This is a genomic window from Streptomyces sp. SID14478 (genome assembly GCF_010548525.1).
GTDB lineage: Bacteria > Actinomycetota > Actinomycetes > Streptomycetales > Streptomycetaceae > Streptomyces.
On sequence record NZ_JAAGMG010000758.1, the window covers coordinates 1 to 1,488 of the forward strand.

At 72.2% G+C, this 1,488-nt stretch carries 2 protein-coding genes and 1 pseudogene; all 3 read left to right on the top strand.

Going from position 1 to position 1,488, the window contains the following annotated elements; all coding sequences use genetic code 11:
* Positions 1-608, top strand: a pseudogene (locus G3I40_RS25090) (hypothetical protein); the annotation flags it as partial.
* A 90-nt stretch (positions 609-698) separates the two neighbouring features.
* A complete protein-coding gene (locus tag G3I40_RS25095; RefSeq protein ID WP_164304388.1) occupies positions 699-1,211 on the top strand; it encodes a DUF4383 domain-containing protein in 513 nt (170 codons plus the stop codon).
* Between the two features lie 59 nt (positions 1,212-1,270).
* Positions 1,271-1,488, top strand: a 218-nt coding sequence (locus G3I40_RS25100; protein ID WP_164304389.1) for a GntR family transcriptional regulator, incomplete at its 3' end; no start/stop codon positions are given.

Sequence of the window (1,488 nt, forward strand, 5' to 3'; positions counted from 1 at the left end):
CCGAGCGCCTGCCGGAGAAGGCCGCCGAGATCGACCGGCGCCTGGTCTCCCTGCGCACCCGCGCCCAGGCCCTCACCACGCGCGCGGGCCAGGTCGATCCGGTCCTCAGCGAGCTGCGGCGCCGGTTCTCCGCCGCGTGCTGGCAGGACCTCCAGCGCGTACCCGACCTGGCCGCGGAGAACGTGCGGCAGGCCGAGGCCAAACTCGCCGAGGCCCGAACCGCGCGCGACGCCCAGCGCTGGCCCGACGCCACGTCGCTGCTGTCCACGGTCCGCGCCCTGCTGAACACGACGGACGAGTCGGTCTCCGCCGCCTCCGACCGCCTGCAGCAGCTGAACGCGGTGGCGAAGGACCCCCAGCAGGAGATCGACCGCACCCGGTTCGCGATCCGTGACGCACAGCGACTGGCGATGGCGGGCCGCAGCACCCCGGACCCGCGCCACGCGCGCCCCCTCGACGACTCCGTGGGCCGCCTCGACCGGGCCGTCACGAGCCTGGAGGGCCGCCACCCCGACTACTGGCACTTCCTGACCGAGACGGCGGCCGTGCGGCAGACGGTGGCCCGGGTCGTGGCGCAGATCCGTGAGGACCGCGGCGGCGTCGCCTGACCGCAGCCGCAGCCGCCGCCGTCGGCCGCGGTTGGCACTGCCCGCGTGGCAGGCGGATCCTTGGGTTACGTACGTGCAAGGAGGCGAACCATGTCGACGCATGTACTCCACCCAGGATCCCGGCAGCGCGTCACCCTCGACGAGCACCTGCCGGTCGACCACAAACTCAGCAAGGTGTACCGCACCGGCGCAGGCGTGATGGGCCTGGCCCTGCTCGCCTTCGGCATCCTCGGACTCATCGACAAGATCGGCTTCTTCGACACCGGCGGGGACAAGGTCGCGGGCCTGAACACCAACGGAGCGCTGAGCGTCCTGTCGATCTGCGTCGGCCTGGTCCTCCTCGCCGGCATGGTGATCGGCGGCAACGTCGCGTCGACGGTCAACATGTCGCTCGGCATCCTCTTCCTCCTCAGCGGCTTCGTGAACCTGGCGCTCCTGGACACCCGCTACAACTTCCTGGCCTTCCGCATCCAGAACGTCCTGTTCAGCTTCGTCGTCGGACTGCTGCTGATGGTGTTCGGGATGTACGGGCGGGTCAGCGGCACCCTGCCGCACGACAACCCGTACTGGCGGGCACGGCACGCGGAGCCGGGCGCACGCTGAACCCCGCCTGAACCAGGGCGAGTTGATAATGCCCAGGCAGCCGTGCGAGCCTGCTGCGCATGACCAGCTCACCGCCGGTGCCGCACTCCCACCGCACCGCGGTCGAGACCCTGGCGCACGCCATCACGGACGGGACGTTCGCGGTCGGCAGCGAGCTGCGCCTGGCGCCGCTGGCCGCACGGTCGGGGCTGGCCGAACCGCTGCTCGCCGCGGCCGTCGCCGTCCTCGCCGCGAAGGGCCTGGTGACCGCGGCCCGTCGCGTCCGCCCCCAGCGCGA